The 1,105-nt window shown below is 49.9% G+C and carries 9 tRNA genes and 1 rRNA gene; all 10 read left to right on the top strand.

The features are described 5' to 3' along the window. The first annotated feature begins 3 nt into the window (after positions 1-3). Positions 4-119 (top strand): 5S ribosomal RNA (rrf, locus tag BW986_RS29185). A gap of 10 nt (positions 120-129) precedes the next feature. After that, positions 130-205 (top strand) — tRNA-Val (locus BW986_RS29180). 11 nt (positions 206-216) lie between these two features. After that, positions 217-292 (top strand) — tRNA-Thr (locus BW986_RS29175). Between the two features lie 42 nt (positions 293-334). Then, positions 335-410: transfer RNA gene (locus BW986_RS29170), tRNA-Lys, on the top strand. A 9-nt stretch (positions 411-419) separates the two neighbouring features. Next, positions 420-501, top strand: a tRNA-Leu gene (locus BW986_RS29165). Positions 502-506: 5 nt separating this feature from the next. Then, positions 507-581 (top strand) — tRNA-Gly (locus tag BW986_RS29160). A 12-nt stretch (positions 582-593) separates the two neighbouring features. Beyond that, positions 594-682: transfer RNA gene (locus BW986_RS29155), tRNA-Leu, on the top strand. Between the two features lie 15 nt (positions 683-697). Beyond that, positions 698-774, top strand: a tRNA-Arg gene (locus BW986_RS29150). A gap of 9 nt (positions 775-783) precedes the next feature. Next, positions 784-860 (top strand) — tRNA-Pro (locus tag BW986_RS29145). A 10-nt stretch (positions 861-870) separates the two neighbouring features. After that, a tRNA-Ala gene (locus BW986_RS29140) sits at positions 871-946 on the top strand. The last annotated feature ends 159 nt before the right edge of the window (positions 947-1,105 follow it).

Below are 1,105 nucleotides of genomic sequence, written 5' to 3'. Positions count from 1 at the left end.
ATGTTTGGTGGCGATAGCGAAGAGGTCACACCCGTTCCCATTCCGAACACGGCAGTTAAGCTCTTCAGCGCCGATGGTAGTTGGGGGTTTCCCCCTGTGAGAGTAGGACGCCGCCAAGCAGTTATATATGGAGGATTAGCTCAGCTGGGAGAGCATCTGCCTTACAAGCAGAGGGTCGGCGGTTCGATCCCGTCATCCTCCACCATTTTTACACTTGCCGGTGTAGCTCAACTGGTAGAGCAACTGACTTGTAATCAGTAGGTTGGGGGTTCAAGTCCTCTTGCCGGCACCATTTTCATACAAGCTTGATATAGCATATATAAATAGTTTATATGAGCCATTAGCTCAGTTGGTAGAGCATCTGACTTTTAATCAGAGGGTCGAAGGTTCGAATCCTTCATGGCTCACCATTTTATTATGCGGGTGTGGCGGAATTGGCAGACGCACCAGACTTAGGATCTGGCGCCGCAAGGCGTGGGGGTTCAAGTCCCTTCACCCGCATGTTCGCGGAAGTAGTTCAGTGGTAGAATACAACCTTGCCAAGGTTGGGGTCGCGGGTTCGAATCCCGTCTTCCGCTCCACTATTTATTTATGCCGGGGTGGCGGAACTGGCAGACGCACAGGACTTAAAATCCTGCGGTAGGTGACTACCGTACCGGTTCGATTCCGGTCCTCGGCACCATCTTCATCTTAATATGCGCCCGTAGCTCAATTGGATAGAGCATCTGACTACGAATCAGAAGGTTGTAGGTTCGACTCCCGCCGGGCGCACCATATTTTTATCGGGAAGTAGCTCAGCTTGGTAGAGCACTTGGTTTGGGACCAAGGGGTCGCAGGTTCGAATCCTGTCTTCCCGACCATGATTTTTTTGGGGCCTTAGCTCAGCTGGGAGAGCGCCTGCCTTGCACGCAGGAGGTCAGCGGTTCGATCCCGCTAGGCTCCACCAAAAAAAACTTGACAAGCCCTTTCGGCTTTGATATGATATGAAAGTTGATTCTTTACGAAGAAGTCAAATTGCTCTTTGAAAACTGAACAAAACAAAGCGCCAACGTTAAATTTTAAGTGAGCACACACTATCAAAAAAGCAAATGAGCAAGTCAAACAT

It is taken from the genome of Peribacillus simplex (genome assembly GCF_900156045.1).
Classification (GTDB): Bacteria; Bacillota; Bacilli; order Bacillales; family DSM-1321; genus Peribacillus; species Peribacillus simplex_D.
This window is presented reverse-complemented; position numbering and strand designations above follow the sequence as displayed.